This is a genomic window from Ideonella margarita, assembly GCF_038066635.1.
In the GTDB taxonomy this organism is placed as follows: domain Bacteria; phylum Pseudomonadota; class Gammaproteobacteria; order Burkholderiales; family Burkholderiaceae_C; genus Ideonella; species Ideonella margarita.
This window is the reverse complement of record NZ_JBBUTI010000009.1, coordinates 25,469-41,696: the sequence shown is the minus strand read 5'-3', so window position 1 is coordinate 41,696 and position 16,228 is coordinate 25,469. Positions and strand designations below refer to the sequence as shown.

The window sequence follows — 16,228 nt, the reverse complement described above, 5'->3', positions numbered from 1 at the left end:
GCAGGCCAAACGCGCCATGACCATCCTGATCCTCGAGCAGGCCTTGAACGGCCTGCAGTTCGGCCTGATGCTGTTCCTGCTGGCCGCCGGCCTGACGCTGGTGTTCGGCATCATGGACATGATCAACCTGGCCCACGGCTCGCTCTACATGGTGGGGGCCTACCTCGTAGCCTCGGCCACGGCGGCCAGCGGCTCATTTGCGCTCGGCCTGCTGGCCGGCGTGGTGGGCGCGGCCGCATTCGGCCTGCTGCTGGAAGTGGTGGTGCTGCGGCGCCTCTACCAGCGCGATCACCTCTCGCAGGTGCTGGGCACCTTCGCCATCCTGCTGATGTGCAACGAGGCGGTGCGCTTCGTGTGGGGCTCGCAGCCCATCGGGGCCAGCGCGCCGGCGGCGCTCAGCGGGCCGGTGGAGTTGCTGCCCGGCTTCTTCTACCCGGCCTACCGGCTGCTCATCATCGGCGCGGGCCTGGCGGTGGCGGTGCTGCTGTGGCTGCTTGTCACCCGCACGCGGCTGGGCATGCAGGTGCGGGCCGGCGCCTCGAACCGCGAGATGGCGCAGGCCATGGGCGTGAACGTGCAGCGCCTGTTCAGCGCCGTGTTCGGCCTGGGTGCTGCGCTGTGCGCGGTGGCCGGCGGGCTGATGGGCCCGCTGCTGGCGGTGCAGGTGGGCATGGGCGAAAGCATCCTCATCCTGGCGTTCGTGGTCATCGTCATTGGCGGCATCGGCTCGATCCGCGGCGCGCTGGTCGGTGCGCTGCTGGTGGGCGTGGTCGACACCGCCGGCCGCACGCTCATCCCGCTGCTGTTCGAGCAGTTGATGCCGCTGGACCTGGCCGCCAGTGCCGGCCCGGCCGTGGCCTCCATCCTGATCTACGTGCTGATGGCCGCAGTGCTGTTCTGGAAGCCCCAGGGCCTGTTCCCGGCCCATGGTTGAAAGCCCCGCGACATGAGCACCCCTCACCTCCAAACCCAGCATCAAGACGGCCCCAGCCCGCTGGACCACCGCCTGCAAGGCGCACGCGCCGTGGCGCTGCTGCTGGCCCTGGTTGCGCTGCCGCCGCTGGCCAACTGGCTGGGCGCTGATTTCTACATCGGCCTGGCCAGCCGCATCCTCATCTTCGCGCTGGCCGCCACCAGCCTGAACCTGATCCTGGGTTTTGGCGGCATGGTCAGCTTCGGCCATGCGGCTTTTGTCGGCCTGGGCGCCTACACGGTGGGTGTGCTGATGACGCACGGCGTGATGTCAGCCTGGGTGGCCTGGCCCGCTGCGTTTGGCGTGGCGGCGCTGGCTGCCTGGCTGGTGGGCGCGGTGAGCCTGCGCACCCGCGGCGTGTACTTCATCATGATCACGCTGGCCTTTGCGCAGATGCTGTATTACCTCGCCGTCTCGCTCAAGACCTGGGGCGGTGACGACGGCCTGTCGCTGCCCGGCCGCTCCAGCCTGGCACCACTGCCGGGGCTGGACCTGGCCAACGACACCACCTTCTACTACGTGGTGCTGGCCGTGTGCGCCGGGGCCATGGTGCTGCTGTGGCGCCTGCTGAACGCGCGCTTCGGCCACACGCTGCAGGCCATCCGCGACAACGACACCCGCATGGCCGCCGTCGGCTTCCACACCCGCCGCTACCAGCACATCGCCTTCACGCTGGCGGGTGGTGTGGCGGGCCTGGCCGGCGCGCTGCTGGCCAACCAGTCGGGCTTTGTCAGCCCGGCGCTGATGCAGTGGCAGCAGTCAGGCATGTTGATGATCATGGTCATCCTGGGCGGCGTGGGCCACCTGTGGGGCGGCGTGATCGGCGCGGTGGTGTTCCTGCTGCTCGAAGAGGTGCTGGGCCACTACACGATGCACTGGCCCTTCTTCCTCGGTGCCGCGCTGCTGGCGGTGGTGCTGGTGGCCTCCAACGGGCTGATGAGCCTGATGAAGCGGCCAACGTGGCTGAAGGCCTCGGGCCGCACGAAGGAGGCGCCATGAGCACAACGTCCTCAACGTCCACCCCGCTGCTGCAGGTGAAGGCGCTGGTCAAGCGCTTCGGCGGCCTGACCGCCACCGACCACGCCACGCTCGACGTGATGCCCGGTGAGATCCATGCGCTCATCGGCCCCAACGGCGCCGGCAAGACCACGCTGATTCACCAGCTCTCAGGCACGCTCGCCCCGGATACCGGCGACATCGTCTTCGATGGCCAGTCGCTCATCGCCTTGCCCATGCATGCACGGGTGCACCGCGGGCTGGTGCGCTCGTACCAGATCACCAGCATCTTCAAGCGCCTGAGCGTGCTCGACAACCTCGCTCTGGCGGTGCAGGCCCGCAGCGGCAGCAGCCTGCGCTTCTGGGCACGTGCCCGGGCTGAAGCACAGCGCTATGCAGAAGCCGCCGAGGTGGCGCAGCGCGTGGGCCTGGGCCCGCTGCTGGGCCGCACCGCCGGCGGCTTGTCGCACGGCGAGCAGCGCCAGCTGGAAGTGGGCCTGGCGCTGGCCACGCAGCCGCGGCTGTTGCTGCTTGATGAGCCGATGGCCGGCATGGGGCCGGATGAATCCGAGCGCATGGTGAACCTGCTGCTGGGCTTGCGCGGCGACATGACGCTGCTGCTGGTGGAGCACGACATGGACGCGGTGTTCCGGCTGGCCGACACCATCTCTGCGCTGGTCTTCGGCCGCGTGGTGGCTAGTGGCACGCCGGCGCAGATCCGGCAGAACGCCGACGTGCGCCGCGCCTATCTGGGAGACGACATGGAGCACGCCGCATGAGCACCGCCCTGCTCGAAGTGAGTGACCTGCAAACCGCCTACGGCAGCAGCCAGGTGCTGTTCGGCATGCAGCTGCACATGCGCAGCGGTGACGTGGCCACGCTGCTCGGCCGCAACGGCATGGGCAAGACCACCACCGTGCGCTCCATCCTCGGCCTGACGCGGCCTCAGGGCGGCAGCGTGCGCTTTCTCGGTGAGCGGGTTGATGGCCTGGCGCCAGACCGGATCGCCCGCATGGGCCTGGCCGTGGTGCCCGAGGGCCGGCAGATCTTTCCGAACCTCAGCGTGGAAGACAACCTGAAAGCCTTTGCTGCACGGCGCAATGGCCTGAGCGAGCCCTGGACGCTGGACCGCGTGTGGGCCATGTTCCCGCGGCTGCTGGAGCGGCGGCGCAACATGGGCAACCAGCTCTCGGGCGGTGAGCAGCAGATGCTGGCCATCGGCCGCGCGCTGATGACCAACCCGCACCTGCTCATCCTCGATGAAGCCACCGAAGGCCTGGCCCCGCTGATCCGCGAAGACATCTGGCAATGCCTGGACACGCTGCGCGCGGCGGGCCAGTCCATCCTCGTGATCGACAAGTACGTGCAACGGCTGGTGAAGCTGGCCAACCAGCACACCGTGATCGAACGCGGCCGCGTCGTCTGGCAGGGTGACTCCCCCAGCCTGGCCGCCCAACCCGAACTCTGGCACCGCTACATCGGCGTGTGACACCGCATGACCCACCCTGAAATTGCCGCCAACACCCGCCAGCGCTTCGAGCGCCCGCTGCGCATCCGCTTCGGCCATTGCGACCCCGCCGGCATCGTCTTCTTTCCGCAGTACTTCATCATGCTCAACGGGCTTGTGGAAGACTGGGTCACCGAGGGGCTGGGCGTGTCTTATGCCGAGCTGCTGGGGCCGCGCCGCATCGGCCTGCCCACCGTCAGCCTGAGCAGTGATTTCAAGTCCGTCAGCCGCATGGGCGACGACGTGACGCTGGGGCTGGAGCTGGCCCACCTGGGCACCCGCTCACTCACCGTGGCGATGGACTGCCGCGGCGCTGACGGCGAGCTGCGCATGAGCGCACAACAGGTCATCGTCTGCACCAGCCTCAACAGCCACCGCGCCATCACCATGCCGCCCGACCTGCGCAGTGCGCTTGAAGCGTTTGCGCACCCGGTGAACGTCGGCTGAAGCTGTTGACACAGCACCGCGACAACACCGCAACACCGCCACCACAACACCGAAGGAGACACCCATGAGCGCCCTCTTGCCAGCAGGCTGGCCCCGGCCCAAGGGCTATGCAAACGGCGTGGCCGCACACGGCCGCCAGATCTTCGTGGCCGGCATGATCGGCTGGGACCACAACAGCCAGTTCCACACCGACGATTTCGCCGGCCAGGCCCGCCAGGCGCTGGCCAACATCGTGGCCGTGCTGGAAGCCGGCGGCGCCAAGCCGCAGCACATCACCCGCATGACCTGGTATGTCACCGACAAGCGCGAATACCTGGCCGCCGGCCCAGCCATCGGCCAGGCCTTCCGCGAACTGATCGGCCACTACGACATCGCGATGACCGCCGTGCAGGTGGTGGCCTTGATCGAAGACCGGGCCAAGGTGGAAATTGAAGTGACGGCGGTGGTGCCGGACCAGGACGAGACCATTCGGGGCTGAGATCAACCGCGACAGCTGTTGCCAAATCGCGACTGTCACCCCTCATTTACAGGCATTTGTTATCGTTCAGGCCTCATCCAACAGCATCCCTGCAGTACCTAGATGCCCACCCCGCTGCGACGTCGTTCTGCCTTGCTGACCGCATTGGGGGTGGTCGCGGCACCCGCCGTCGCCATACGGCCAGCGCCCCTGTCGGAGGCCACGGCCCGGCCCATTCGCCTGCTGACGCATTCGCTGGCCCCGTTCTGCTACGAGCAGGGCGGGCGGGTGACGGGATTCGCGGTGGATCTGGTGCGAGAGCTGGCGCTTCACACCAGCCGTCCCATCGAGGCGCCGACCATGGTGCCCTTCGCCAGAGGCTTGGTGGAGGCCGAGCAGCATGCCGATACCGCGTTCTTCGTCGTGGCCCGGCGGCCTGAGCGCGAGGCGCAATTCCACTTTGTCGGTCCGCTGTTCGAGAGCGATGTCTTGTTCTTCGCCCGCAAGGACAGCGGCGGCGGGGCGCGCACGCTCGATGAGCTGAGGGGCCTGAAGGCCATCGCCGTGGCCAGAGGCAATGCAGATCACGCCTTCCTGATCCGCTTGGGATTCAGGAACCTGCAGCTCACCACCGACCAGACACAGGCCCTGAAAATGCTGGCCTCAGGCCGCGTGGATGCGGCGCCGATGAGTGCCGTGGTGATGCCGGAGCTGGCCACACAAGCCGGGCTGAACCCTGCGGACTTTGCCGCGGTGGGCGAGCCGCTCTATCAGTCGTCGCTGCATCTGGTGTTTTCACGCCAGACGGACCCGCGGGTTCCAGCCGAATGGCAACGCGCTCTCGACATCGTCAAGAGCTCACCCGTCTATCAGCGGCTGCACCTGACCTATCTGAAGGGATACCGGCCCAGCGCGAGCCGGCCCCAGCCAGGGCGCCAGCCGACCTGACAACCGCACCGGCTCACCGCATGAGCTCATGCGCAAAGCGCAGTTCACCCGCGGCTGACACGCTTCTATCCTCGCGGATCTACATCACGAGGAGACTGAGCATGTCCGAGAAAAACGTCCGCGACAGCTGGCGATTTGAAACCCTGTCGGTGCACGGCGGCTACTCGCCCGACCCCACCACCAAGGCCGTTGCGGTGCCGATTTACCAGACGGCCGCCTTTGCCTTCGACAGCGCACAGCATGGCGCCGACCTGTTCGACCTGAAGGTGCCGGGCAACATCTACAGCCGCATCATGAACCCGACCAACGATGTGCTGGAAAAGCGCCTCGCTGCACTGGAGGGCGGCATCGGCGCACTGGCAGTGGCCTCGGGCCAGGCCGCAGTCACCTATGCCATCCTGACGATCACTGAAGCCGGCGACAACATCGTGGCCTCCAGTGCGCTGTACGGCGGCACCTACAACCTGCTGGCCCACACCCTGCCGCAATACGGCGTGACCGCGCAGTTCGCGGACTACCGCGATCCGGCCTCGTTCGCCGCCCTGATCAATGACAAGACGAAGGCGATCTTTGTCGAGTCGCTCGGCAACCCGCAGGGCAATGTCACCGACATCGAGCAGATCGCCAGGATCGCCCATGCCCACGGCGTACCGCTGATCGTCGACAACACCGTGCCCTCGCCCTACCTGAGCCGCCCGTTCGAGCATGGCGCGGACATCGTGGTGCACTCGCTCACGAAGTACCTCGGTGGCCACGGCACCAGCATCGGTGGCGCCATCGTCGACTCGGGCAAGTTCCCTTGGGCAGACCACAAAGAACGCTTCAAGCGACTCAATGAGCCCGACCCCAGCTACCACGGCGTGGTCTACACCGAAGCGCTGGGCGCTGCGGCCTACATCGGCCGTGCCCGAGTGGTGCCGCTGCGCAACACGGGTGCTGCGCTGTCGCCGTTCAATGCCTTCCTTATCCTGCAGGGCATTGAAACCCTGGCCCTGCGTGTCGACCGCATCAGCGAGAACGCGCTGGCGCTCGCACGCTCCCTGAAACAGCATCCCAAGGTGGCGTGGGTGAATTACGCCGGACTGGAAGACCACCCCGACCATGCGCTGGTGCAGAAGTACCTGTCAGGCAAGGCCTCGGGCATCGTCACCTTCGGCCTGAAGGGCGAGGCCGGCGGTGGCCGCGAACGCGGCGCGCGCTTCCTCGACGCCCTGCAACTGTTCACCCGACTGGTGAATATCGGCGACGTGCGCTCGCTGGCCACGCACCCGGCATCCACCACGCACCGGCAGCTCTCGCCCGCCGAGCTGCTCAAGGCCGGGGTGTCGGAGGACACGGTGCGACTGTCGATCGGCATTGAGCACATCACCGACCTCACCGCCGATCTGGAGCACGCTCTGGCAGCGGTCTGATCGCAACGCAAAAAAGGGGCGGCTTTCGGGCCGCTCCATTTTTCATGACGGCCACATGGCCGCTGGCGCTCAGCGAGGCAACCAGAACACGTCCTTGACGGACACGGCCTTCGGGATCAAGCCCTGAGCCGCAAACGCATCGGCCACCTTCTGCTGGTCGGCCGCGATGGCTGCACTGGCAGGCACGGCCCCGTAACGCACCCGGCGCTGCATGCGCAGCACTGTCTCCAGGCCAATGCCCAGCACCGGCGCCAGCAGCTTGGCCACCTCCACCGCATGGTCGGCTGCCCACGCGCCTTCACGGGCCAGCGCCGCCACCAGCTGCCGCACCAGCGCCGGGTTGGCCTGCACGAACTCGCGCCGGGCCTCGTAGAAGCTCCAGGGCGTGGACACGGCCGGAAGCAGCGTCGCAAAGTTCGCCAGCACCCGCAATGGTCGGGCAGCTTCGGCGATGCTGAGGTAAGGGTCCCACACCACCCAGGCATCGACCGCGCCGGTCTCGAATGCCGCACGGGCATCGGCCGGGCCAAGGAACACGGGCTGCACATCGGAGATGCGCAGCCCCTGCTGAGCCAGCGCCCCCAGCAGCAGGAAGTGCGAGCTGGAGCCACGCGCCAGCGCCACCCGGCGGCCCCGCAGATCACGCACGGTTTTCACCGGACTGTCGGCTGGCACCAGGATGGCCTCGCTGTGTGGCTGTCCGGGCTCAGCGCCCACGATGACGAAATCACGACCCGCCGATTGCGCAAACACGGGCGGTGGTGCGCCAGTCACACCAAAATCGATGGCCCCGGCATCCAGCGCCTCCAGCAGCTGCGGGCCCGCCGGAAACTCCTTCCACTCGATCTGTGCGCCAGGCAGCGCCTGGTCGAGCGTGCCGCGCAACTTCACCAGCAGCAGCAGCCCGCCCTTCTGGAAGCCGATGCGCAGGCGCACCGGGCCGGCCTGGGCCGCGGCGGCGAATGGGGTGGTGGCGGCAGCCGCAGCCACCAGCGCGGCCAGCGCCGCACGGCGATCAAACGCATGGCGCATCACACGCCCTCCTTCAAATGAAAGCCGGCGGCAGCGCCCACGGCCGGTCGGGCCAGCCCCAGGTGCTCGCGCAACGTGCGGCCTTCATAACGCGTGCGAAACAAGCCGCGACGCTGCAATTCAGGCACCACCAAAGTGGCGAAATCGTCGAGGCCTGCGGGCAGTGTCGGCGGCATCACGTTGAAGCCATCGGCGGCCCCCTGCTCGAACCAGGTCTGCAGCACATCGGCCACATCGGCCGCGGTACCCACCACGTTCAGATGGCCCCGCCCACCAGCCACCTTCAGCGCAAGCTGGCGCAGCGTCAGCTGACCGTCACGAGCCAGGCTGCTCAGCAACTGCTGGCGGCTGCGCTGGCCGGATTCGGTCAGCGGCAGCTCGGGCAGGGGTTCGTCCAGCGGGTAGCCACTGAGGTCGAAGTTGCCGATCATCCGGGAAACCAGCCCGACCGCAGCCACCGGGTCGACCAGGGCCTGCAAGGCGGCCTGCTTGTCTTCGGCCTCGGCCCGGCTGCGGCCCACCACCACAAAAACGCCGGGCATGATCTTCAGCGATTCGGGCGAGCGCCCAGCCTCGGCGGTACGCCGCTTCATGTCCCCATAAAAGGCCTGGGCGGCGGCCAGATTGGACTGGGCCGTGAACACCACCTCCGCACTTCGGGCTGCAAGCTGGCGACCGGCTTCCGACGAGCCAGCCTGCACGATCACAGGCTGCCCCTGCGGCGAGCGCGCCACATTCAAGGGGCCGCGCACCTTGAAGTGCGCGCCGTCATGGTCCAGCACATGGCGCCCGTCGGGGCGGTAGTACACGCCACTGTCACGGTCATTGATGAAGGCGTCGTCCTCCCAGCTGTCCCACAGGCCCTGCACCACCAGGAGGAACTCCTCGGCGCGGGCATAGCGGTCGGCATGGGCGATGTGCTCGGCCCGACCGAAGTTGCCGGCCTCGGCCGCGTTGTCAGACGTCACCAGATTCCAGCCCGAGCGGCCGCCAGACAGATGATCGAGTGACGCGAACTTGCGGGCGACGTGATACGGCTCGTTGTAGGTGGCAGTGACGGTGGCCACCAGGCCAATGCGTTCGGTGACAGCGGCCAGTGCCGACATCAGCGTCAGCGGCTCGAAGCGGGCTGAGCGCGAGATGCGCTCTGCGCCCGGCCCCTCTTCCACCGCCACGCTGTCGGCCACGAACACCGCATCGAACAGCGCCTGCTCGGCCGTCTGCGCCAGGCGGCGGTAGAGGCCGAAGTCCAGCCCGGCGCGGTCAGGCACATCCGGCGAGCGCCAGGCCGCCACATGGTGGCCTGACTCCAGCAAGAAGGCGCCCAGGTGCAGTTGGCGCGTCATGCTCAGAAGTCCTTGCGCACGTTGATGCCGAAATAGCGCTGGTCGTCACGTGGCACCCAGCGGTTCACGTACGAACCACCACGGCCCAGGAACGAGGCATACGAGCGGTCGGTCAGGTTCTTTGCCAGCAGCGCCACGCGCCAGCCCGACGCCGGCTGCGAGAAGGCGATAGACGCGTTCCAGATGCCATAGGCACCCTGAACGGTGTCCTCGAACTGGCCGATGTCGTACTGCGTCTTGCTCTGCCAGTTGTAGTCGGTGCCTACGTCGGCCTGCCAGCCGCCACCCACCGCGAAGCGGTAGTTGGCCTGCAGCGAGCCCTTCCAATCCGGGGCGAATGGCAGCGGCTTGCCGTCCACCTGGCAGCTGGTGGCAGCACCCACCGGGCAATTGAAGTGATCGATGCGGGCGCGGGTGTAGGCCAGCGCTGCGCCGAAGCTCAACTGCGAGGTGGCACGCCAGTTGGCATCCAGCTCGATACCGCGGGACGACACATCGCCCGCATTGATCAGGCGGGTCACCACCGAGCCCGACACCAGGTCAAAGAAGTTGGCCTGGTAGTTCTGGTACTTGGTGCTGAAGGCCGACAGGTTCAGACGCAGGCTGCGGTCCAGCAGTTCGGTCTTCAAGCCGGCTTCCACCGAGTTGGAGGTCTCCGGGTTGAGCGCCAGGTTGTCGCGCGCCTGCATGTTGAAAAACACGTTGTAGGCCGGGCCCTTGTAGCCACGCGAATACGTCAGGTAGGTAGTGGCATCAGGGGCGATGTCCCACTGCAGGCCTGTGCGGCCTGACACGCCGGTCTTGCGGGTGTCGCCGCTCTGCGCGATGTCGGCATTCACGCCGGGCACCGCGCCATTGAACTGGGCATCGGGGACCGAGCGGGTGCGCTGGTGGTCAAAGCTCAGTTTGTCCTCCGTCCAGCGCAGGCCGAGGATGGCGCGCAGCTCAGGATTGAAGTGCCAGCGGCCTTCACCGTACACCGCGGTACTGGTGGAATCGGAGCCGAAGTTGGCGACGCCGTTGTCGTCATACAGCGCCCCGCCGGTGCCCACCCGACGCACGTCGCGGCGATAGGTCTCGCTGTCGGTGGTGTGCAGGTAGAACAGGCCGCCGACGTAGTCAAAGTTGCCGTCGCGCGGTGAGGCCAGACGCAGCTCTTGCGACCACTGGTCGAAATCAACCGTGCCGCGGTCATGCGACTGGGGCAGACCCGTGGCCGGTGCGGCCAGGCGGTCGCCGTCCTGCACCTGGGTGTTGTCCCAGGCGCGCCAGGCGGTGATGCTGGTGAGCGTGTGCGAGCCCAAGCGCGCTTCGCCGGTCAGCGACACGCCCCGGTTACGGTCTTGCACCTCGGTCTTGAGGTTCGAGTTGATCTGGCGGTTGCTGTCGCTGGCCACCACGGGCGCCAGGGCAGCAGCAAAGGCCGGGAAGGTGGAGACGGTGCCGCTGGGGAAGGCCACCAGCTGGGTGCGGGTGACAACACCGGTCGGGATGTCGTCATGCGAGTTCAGCACATCGGCAGCGAGCGTGAATTTCAACGCCTGGTCGGCCTGCCATTCCAGCTTGGCCCGCAAGCCCTTCTTCTCGTAACCGTTGACCTTCTCGCCGTTGAAGACATTGGTCACGTTGCCGTCGTAGCCGGCCGCCAGGGCGGTGAGCGACCCTCGCAGGCCTTCGGCCAGCTGCCCGCTGATACCGGCGCGCAGGCGGTTCTCATTGCCACCGGTGAAGTGCGAGGCATCGATGTAGCCTTCGGTGCGCTGCGACGGCGGGTTGCTGATGATGTTGATTACGCCCGCCGACGAGTTCTTGCCGAACAGCGTGCCCTGGCTGCCGCGCAGCACTTCCACGCGTTGCACGTCGAGCAGGTCCAGCGATGCTTGACCCGGGCGTGCCAGCACCACGCCGTCGATCACGGTGGAAACCGTCGGCTCCACACCGGGCGAGGTCGAGATGGTGCCCACACCGCGCACGAACAGCGAGGTGTCCTTGTTCGACGCACCGGTGCGGAAATTGACGCTGGGCAGCTGGCTGACCAGCGCACCGAGCGTATTGCGATTAGCCTGCTCAAGCTGCTCTCCCGTGATCACCGACACCGACACTGGCACCTTCTGCAACGACTCAGCACGGCGCGTGGCGGTGACGGTGACCGGGGCCAGCTGCACGGCCTCGGTGGCTGCGGCTTCCTGGGCCTGTGCCGAAGGGCTGAGGGCGAGGACGGCCAGCGCCAGCGCGCTCAGACCCGCCGGGATTTGATGACGGACAGCGCCGGCAGCGCAACGACCTTGATACGCGTTCTTGTTCACTACTTGCTCCAAAAATGAGAAACGGTGGCTGGATGACAGCGCTACCATTACCGACATCTTGAAGATCAACTGCCCTGAGCACAAACAACAAATGTGGCTTTGCTTCCTCGAAAATCGTTGTTGCCTGCGGAGTGCCGCATGAGCCGCCAGCGCAGCGAGCGGGCCACGCTGTCTGATGTGGCCGCGATGGCGGGCGTATCGCCGATCACGGCCTCGCGCTTTTTCAACGAACCCACGCGAGTGGGGGCTGAGGCCTCGGCGCGCATCCGCGCCGCCGTGGAGGCACTGAACTACGTGCCCAACCTGACGGCAGGCGGGCTGGCCTCGGCGCGCAGCCGCGTGGTGGCAATGGTGGTGCCGAACATATCCGGGCCGATCTTCGCGCCCACACTGCAGGCCTTGTCCGATGGCCTGGCCGAGCAGGGCTTGCAGTTGCTGCTGGCCTCCAGCTACTTTTCAAGCGAGGCCGAGGAGCGTGCGGTGCGGGCCTTCATGGGCTGGAACCCGGCCGCGCTCGTATTGACCAGCCGCTTCCACAGCCCCGCCACCGAACGGCTCATCGCCTCGGCCGGCCACCCGGTTATCGAAACCTGGGATCTGGCGCCGCGCAGGCGCGCCTTCCAGATCGGCTTCTCGCACCGGCAGGTGGGCCGGGATGCGGCCAGCTACCTGATCGACAAGGGGCATCGCCGCATCGGCTTCGTGCACAACATCGCCACCGGCGATTTCAGCGCGCAGGAGCGCTTCGAAGGTTATGCCGAAGTAATGCAGGCGCACGGGCTGGAAGCCTGGGGCCATGCTCCCACCGCCACCGACCCGATGGACGCGGGCGCCCAGGCTTTGAGCACCCTGATGGCCCGGAAGAGGCAACGCCCGCATGCACTGATCTTCGCCAACGACAACCTGGCCTGCGGTGCCGTGCTGGCCGGCCGACGGCAAGGCCTGCAACTGCCGCAGGACCTGGCCATCTTCGGCTTCGGTGACTACGCTTTCGCCGACAAGCTGTTGCCCAGCCTCAGCACCATTCGGCCACCGGCGCAAGCCATCGGCGCCACCGCAGCGCAGCTCATCAAGGCACTCACCCACCGCGACGACGCCACCGGGAAGCCGCCCAAGCGTGTGCACGAGCTGAGCTGCACGCTGATGGCCCGCGAGAGCGCCTGATGCGGCGCCGCGCTTGGCCTCATCCCAGCACCCGCTGCGCCACCCCTGTCCACAGCGGAATGCCCAGCACGATGTTGAACGGGAAGGTCAGCCCGAGCGACATGCCGAAGTAGAGCGAGGGGCTGGCTTCGGGGATGGCGTGGCGAACCACCGCTGGCACGGCGATGTACGAGGCACTGGCCGCCAACATGATGAGCAGCGCGCCATTGCCCGGCCCCATGCCCAGCAGCCAGGCCAGGCCCAGCGCCAGGCCGCCATGCAGCAGCGGTGCGCCCAGCGCATAGACCAGCAGCCAGGGTGACTGGCCGCGCAGGCCACCGATGTGGCGCGAGGCCATCAAGCCCATGTCCAGCAGGAAGAAGGCCAGCATGCCCTTGAACAAATCAACGGCGAAGGGGGCCATGGCCTTCTGCCCGGCCACGCCGCTGAGCATGCCCACCACCATCGCGCCCAGCAGCAGCAGCTGTGCACCATCGGTGAGTGATTCATGCAGCAACGCCTTTGTGGACGTGGGTGCGGCATTGCTGCCTGAGAGCCTGCGCGCCCGGTTGGCCAGCAACACGGCCATGATGATGGCGGGCGACTCCATCAGGGCCAGCGCCGCAGCCATGTGGCCACCGTAGGCAATGCCGTGTTCGTCGAGCGCCTGCACCGTGGTGATGAAGGTGACGGCGCTGACCGAGCCATAGGTGGCCGCCAGCGCCGCCGCATCAAAGCGGTTGAGCAGGCGGCGCAGCACCAGGTAGCCCAGTGCCGGCACCACCACCGCCAGCAGCATGGCGGCGCCCAGGCTCAGGCCGATGTCCAGCGTCAGGCCCGAGGCCGCCAGGGCAAAGCCGCCCTTCAGGCCCAGCGCCATCAGCAGGTACAGCGAGAGGAACCGGGAGATGGGCTGCGGAATCTCGAGGTTCGATTTCAGCAGCCCGGCCCCGATGCCGAACAGGAAAAACAGGATCGCGGGGTCGAGAAAACTTTGCATCGATGCCGCCCTCAACCCCGCACCGGGGTGGCCGGAGATTCACCGGAAGGCTCAGGCGTTGAGCCACGTGTCTTCCACAGCGACACCACGATGCCACCAACCAGCAGGGCCGCCGTCACCGACAGCGAGAGCGCCGGCGGGATCTTGCCGATGATGTTGACCAGGAAGATCTTGCTGCCGATGAACACCAGGATCAGGGCCAGGGCGTACTTCAGGTAGGCGAAGCGGTGGATCATCGCGGCCAGTGCGAAGTACAGCGCGCGCAGGCCCAGGATGGCGAAGATGTTGCTGGTGTAGACGATGAACGGGTTGTCGGTGATGGCGAAGATGGCCGGCACGGAATCAACAGCGAACACCAGGTCAATCAGCTCGACCATGCACAGCGCGATGAACAGCGGGGTGAACCAGCGCACCGGGGCACCGGTGGCAGGGTCGGGGCGCGTCACCACGAAGGCGTTGCCCTCCAGCTGTGGCGTGATGCGCAGGTGCTTGCGCAGGAACTTCAGCAGCACGCTGTCGTTCATGTCGGGCTCGTGGTCGGCGGCCATCCACATGCGCACACCGGTGAACACCAGGAAGGCGCCAAACACGTAGAGGATGCCGGCGAATTCGTGGATCAGGGCAGCGCCCAGGCCGATCATCAGCGCACGCAGCACGATCACGCCGAGGATGCCCCAGAACAGCACGCGGTGCTGGTACTGGCGCGGAATGCCCAGCGTGCTGAAGATCAGCGCGATGACGAAGACGTTGTCGAGTGACAGCGATTTCTCGATCAGGAAGCCGGTGATGTATTCGGTGGCGCTTTGTGCGCCCAGCATCCACCACACCCAGCCGCCGAACAACAAGGCCACGCTGATGTAACCGGCAGACAGCACGAGGCTGCGCTTCACGCCTATCTCGCGGTCACCGCGGTTCAGCAGGCCCAGGTCCAGGGCCAGCAAGGTCAGCACCACGGCGGCAAATACCAGCCACAGCCAGAGCGCCGTTCCCAGCCAGGGGCTGTGCAGCAGGTTCATCATGTTGTCCACCGGGTGCTCCTCGTCGTTCAGTTCAGATCAGGTTTTCAGATTTCAGGCCGTGCCTGTCAACAGGCGCTCATCAGCAATCGCTGGTTGAGGGGGCGCTGGCGCGGCAGGTGCCAGTGGTCCATCGCGGTGCACAGCACCAGCGATTCGCCATCGGCCACATGCCGGTCGGCAGCCACCACGTCCACACACAGCTGCAGCACTTGCTCACGCAGGAAGGGATCCTGCAGTTCATCAAGCACCGTCAGCAGCGTGGCGCGGTCGAGCTGGCAGGCCTCGGCCCAGGTCAGCTGCCGGCTGTAGAGCAGGTCTTCGCACAGGCCGTGCACCACTTCGTGGAGCTCGGCCCGGCTCAGGCCCAGCTGGCCGGCCGCGTCCAGGCGGTCAAGCATTTCCAGCTCTTCCCGCGAGTAGTGGCCATCGGCCAGCAAGGCCAGGGCCACCACACGCGCCGCGGCTTGCGGGCTGTCAGGCAGATAACGTCGCATGGCTCATCACTCCTCGTTGCTGCCGAAGCCGAACAGGCTCAGCAGGCTGGTGAACAGGTTGAAGATCGAGACAAACAGGCTGACGGTGGCCAGCACGTAGTTGGTCTCGCCGCCATTCACGATGCGGCTCGTTTCAAACAGGATCAGACCGGCTGACAGCAGAGCCACGGCAGCGCTCACGGCCAGGCTCAGGGCAGGCATCTGGAAGAACATCGCGGCCAGGCCAGCCAGCAGCGCCACCAGCATGCCGGCGAACAGGAAGCCGCCGAGGAAGCTGAAGTCACGCCGGGTGGTCAGCACCCACGACGACAAGCCTAGAAACGTCAGACCGGTGGCACCCAGAGCCAGTGCGATCGACTGCGCACCGCCGGGCAGCGCCAGCGTGGCTTGCAGCATCGGGCCCAGCGTCCAGCCCATGAAGCCGGTGAGCGCGAACACCAGGCCCACCGCCCAGCCACTGTTCTGCAACTTGTGGATGGCGAACAGCAGGCCGAAGTAGCCACCCAGCGTCAGCAGCAGGCCGGGGGCCGGCAGCTTCCACGCGGTGACGACAGTGGCCACGCCAGCGCTGAACATCAGCGTCATAGCCAGCAGGGCCCAGGTATTGCGCAGCACGCGCAGGCTCTCTGCGCTGCGGCCCGTGGCGGGCGCCGTGCCGGGCATGGCCACCATGGCATGCGCGGGTGCGTTGGTCGAGTTGTGAAGCGGGTTCATGATGAGGGGTCCTTTCAGGCAAGTTGTTCGGGTTGACGGCGGGGGGTGCTGCGCGGGTGAGCGCGGCGGCGGCCCAGCAGGGCCTGCAGCGTGCGAACGGCGCGGGCCAGGGCACTGTCCAGCGCACTGCGCCAGTTGCTGGCGCGGGCATGGATGACGATCGTGCCGTGGCCGTCGGTGTGCAGGGCCACCTGGCACTCCTTGTCGATGCCACCACGCGGGCCGTTCACGTCAGCCAGGTGCACGCGGGTCATCGGCACCTGGCCAACCAGACGGCGCAGCACGAACTGCGCGCGGCGCACAGCCAGCTCGCGCCAGGGCGCCGTGGCTTCAGCAGAGCGGGATTCAACGAGTACTTGCATGGCAGATCTCCTTCGGATGCGGTCACCAGCAATTGATGACACGCCGCAAGAATGCCTGTGCGTAACCAACTA

17 protein-coding genes are annotated in these 16,228 nt (G+C 66.9%); 9 read left to right on the top strand and 8 right to left on the bottom strand.

Translation table 11 applies throughout. The annotated features are described in order from the left end of the window. The first annotated feature begins 16 nt into the window (after window positions 1-16). The 8 genes from AACH00_RS13805 (at window position 17) to AACH00_RS13770 (ending at window position 6,740) form a co-directional block, all read left to right on the top strand. Window positions 17-934: a branched-chain amino acid ABC transporter permease gene (locus AACH00_RS13805; RefSeq protein ID WP_341399740.1), complete on the top strand. Its 918-nt coding sequence runs from the start codon at window positions 17-19 to the stop codon at window positions 932-934. Between the two features lie 12 nt (window positions 935-946). Beyond that, complete coding sequence (locus AACH00_RS13800; protein ID WP_341399739.1) at window positions 947-1,972, top strand: branched-chain amino acid ABC transporter permease; 1,026 nt, start codon at window positions 947-949, stop codon at window positions 1,970-1,972. Then, on the top strand, window positions 1,969-2,748 hold the full coding sequence (locus tag AACH00_RS13795) for an ABC transporter ATP-binding protein (RefSeq protein ID WP_341399738.1): 780 nt from the start codon (window positions 1,969-1,971) through the stop codon (window positions 2,746-2,748). Before AACH00_RS13800 ends, AACH00_RS13795 begins: the two co-directional genes overlap by 4 nt. Beyond that, on the top strand, window positions 2,745-3,458 hold the full coding sequence (locus AACH00_RS13790; RefSeq protein ID WP_341399737.1) for an ABC transporter ATP-binding protein: 714 nt from the start codon (window positions 2,745-2,747) through the stop codon (window positions 3,456-3,458). Before AACH00_RS13795 ends, AACH00_RS13790 begins: the two co-directional genes overlap by 4 nt. Before the next feature lie 6 nt (window positions 3,459-3,464). Continuing rightward, on the top strand, window positions 3,465-3,923 hold the full coding sequence (locus tag AACH00_RS13785; RefSeq protein ID WP_341399736.1) for an acyl-CoA thioesterase: 459 nt from the start codon (window positions 3,465-3,467) through the stop codon (window positions 3,921-3,923). Between the two features lie 64 nt (window positions 3,924-3,987). Continuing rightward, the gene (locus AACH00_RS13780) at window positions 3,988-4,401 is read left to right on the top strand and encodes a RidA family protein (protein ID WP_341399735.1); all 414 of its coding nucleotides are present in this window, start codon (window positions 3,988-3,990) and stop codon (window positions 4,399-4,401) included. A gap of 102 nt (window positions 4,402-4,503) precedes the next feature. Beyond that, on the top strand, window positions 4,504-5,328 hold the full coding sequence (locus AACH00_RS13775; RefSeq protein WP_341399734.1) for a substrate-binding periplasmic protein: 825 nt from the start codon (window positions 4,504-4,506) through the stop codon (window positions 5,326-5,328). Window positions 5,329-5,429: 101 nt separating this feature from the next. After that, window positions 5,430-6,740 carry an O-acetylhomoserine aminocarboxypropyltransferase/cysteine synthase family protein gene (locus tag AACH00_RS13770; protein WP_341399733.1) on the top strand — a complete coding sequence of 437 codons (1,311 nt, stop codon included), beginning with the start codon at window positions 5,430-5,432 and terminating at the stop codon, window positions 6,738-6,740. A gap of 69 nt (window positions 6,741-6,809) precedes the next feature. Here the strand turns inward: AACH00_RS13770 and AACH00_RS13765 are convergent, their stop codons facing one another. From AACH00_RS13765 to AACH00_RS13755, 3 genes are read right to left on the bottom strand one after another with little or no spacing between them, the layout of a single operon-like run. Further along, a complete protein-coding gene (locus tag AACH00_RS13765; protein WP_341399732.1) occupies window positions 6,810-7,772 on the bottom strand; it encodes an aliphatic sulfonate ABC transporter substrate-binding protein in 963 nt (320 codons plus the stop codon). After that, window positions 7,772-9,118 carry an LLM class flavin-dependent oxidoreductase gene (locus AACH00_RS13760; RefSeq protein WP_341399731.1) on the bottom strand — a complete coding sequence of 449 codons (1,347 nt, stop codon included), beginning with the start codon at window positions 9,116-9,118 and terminating at the stop codon, window positions 7,772-7,774. Before AACH00_RS13760 ends, AACH00_RS13765 begins: the two co-directional genes overlap by 1 nt. A 2-nt stretch (window positions 9,119-9,120) precedes the next feature. Then, on the bottom strand, window positions 9,121-11,424 hold the full coding sequence (locus tag AACH00_RS13755) for a TonB-dependent receptor (RefSeq protein ID WP_341399730.1): 2,304 nt from the start codon (window positions 11,422-11,424) through the stop codon (window positions 9,121-9,123). Window positions 11,425-11,562: 138 nt separating this feature from the next. On the opposite strand from AACH00_RS13755, the gene AACH00_RS13750 reads away from it, so the two are divergent. Further along, window positions 11,563-12,588 (top strand): LacI family DNA-binding transcriptional regulator, encoded by a 1,026-nt coding sequence (locus AACH00_RS13750; protein ID WP_341399729.1) that lies wholly within the window; start codon window positions 11,563-11,565, stop codon window positions 12,586-12,588. Between the two features lie 19 nt (window positions 12,589-12,607). Here AACH00_RS13750 and AACH00_RS13745 read toward each other — a convergent pair whose 3' ends face one another. From AACH00_RS13745 to AACH00_RS13725, 5 genes are all read right to left on the bottom strand, one after another. Next, on the bottom strand, window positions 12,608-13,567 hold the full coding sequence (locus AACH00_RS13745; RefSeq protein WP_341399728.1) for a sodium-dependent bicarbonate transport family permease: 960 nt from the start codon (window positions 13,565-13,567) through the stop codon (window positions 12,608-12,610). An 11-nt stretch (window positions 13,568-13,578) separates the two neighbouring features. Further along, entirely contained in the window at window positions 13,579-14,586 is a 1,008-nt protein-coding gene (locus AACH00_RS13740) for a TerC family protein (RefSeq protein ID WP_341399871.1), read from the bottom strand. Between the two features lie 65 nt (window positions 14,587-14,651). Beyond that, window positions 14,652-15,080 carry a tellurite resistance TerB family protein gene (locus AACH00_RS13735; protein ID WP_341399727.1) on the bottom strand — a complete coding sequence of 143 codons (429 nt, stop codon included), beginning with the start codon at window positions 15,078-15,080 and terminating at the stop codon, window positions 14,652-14,654. Window positions 15,081-15,086: 6 nt separating this feature from the next. Then, the gene (locus AACH00_RS13730) at window positions 15,087-15,794 is read right to left on the bottom strand and encodes a Bax inhibitor-1/YccA family protein (protein WP_341399726.1); all 708 of its coding nucleotides are present in this window, start codon (window positions 15,792-15,794) and stop codon (window positions 15,087-15,089) included. Window positions 15,795-15,808: 14 nt separating this feature from the next. Further along, window positions 15,809-16,156, bottom strand: a complete 348-nt coding sequence (locus AACH00_RS13725; RefSeq protein WP_341399725.1) for an HPF/RaiA family ribosome-associated protein — start codon at window positions 16,154-16,156, stop codon at window positions 15,809-15,811. Between the last annotated feature and the right edge of the window lie 72 nt (window positions 16,157-16,228).